A 645-nucleotide genomic window follows, 5' to 3' on the forward strand; every position below is an offset into this window, starting at 1 on the left:
GACAGGCTCGTGGTGCGCGAGACACAGAAGGCGGCCTTCTTCAATGAAGGCAAGATCGCCGACATCTTCGGGCCAGGCACCTACACGCTCAACACCCAGACGCTGCCGGTGCTGACCTATCTGAAGAACTGGGACAAGTTCTTCGAGTCTCCCTTCAAGTCGGACGTGTATTTCTTCGACACCAAGGACCAGATCGATCGCAAATGGGGCACCACCCAGCCCCTGACTGTCCGTGACAAGGAATATGGGCCGATCCGCCTACGCGCCTTCGGCAACTATGCCTATGCCATCGGCGATGTCGGGGTGTTCTGGTCGCGCCTGGTCGGCACGGCCGAGCGCTCCACCTCCGAGATGATCGAGGGGCAGCTGCGCGGTGCAATCCTCACAGCCATCGCCAGCAAGCTCGGCCAGAGCAACATCGCCTTTATCGACATGGCGGCCAATCAGGAAACATTCTCGCAGCAACTGGCGGAGGCGATCGGCCCGGCGCTCCAAGCCTACGGCATCGACGTCAAGAGCTTCTACGTGCAGAGCCTGTCGTTGCCCGAGGAGCTCCAGCGCGTCCTCGACAAGGTGAGTTCGATGAACATGCTGGGCGACCTCAATCGCTATGCCCAGTTCCAGACTGCCGAATCGATCCCGATC

At 60.5% G+C, this 645-nt stretch carries 1 protein-coding gene; it reads left to right on the forward strand.

The genetic code is table 11. From position 1 onward, the window contains the following. Window positions 1–645: SPFH domain-containing protein (locus EN781_RS33680; RefSeq protein ID WP_189347995.1), on the forward strand; the 645-nt coding region annotated here is incomplete at both ends.

The sequence above is a fragment of the Mesorhizobium sp. M4A.F.Ca.ET.090.04.2.1 genome (genome assembly GCF_003999085.1).
Taxonomy (GTDB): Bacteria; Pseudomonadota; Alphaproteobacteria; order Rhizobiales; family Rhizobiaceae; genus Mesorhizobium.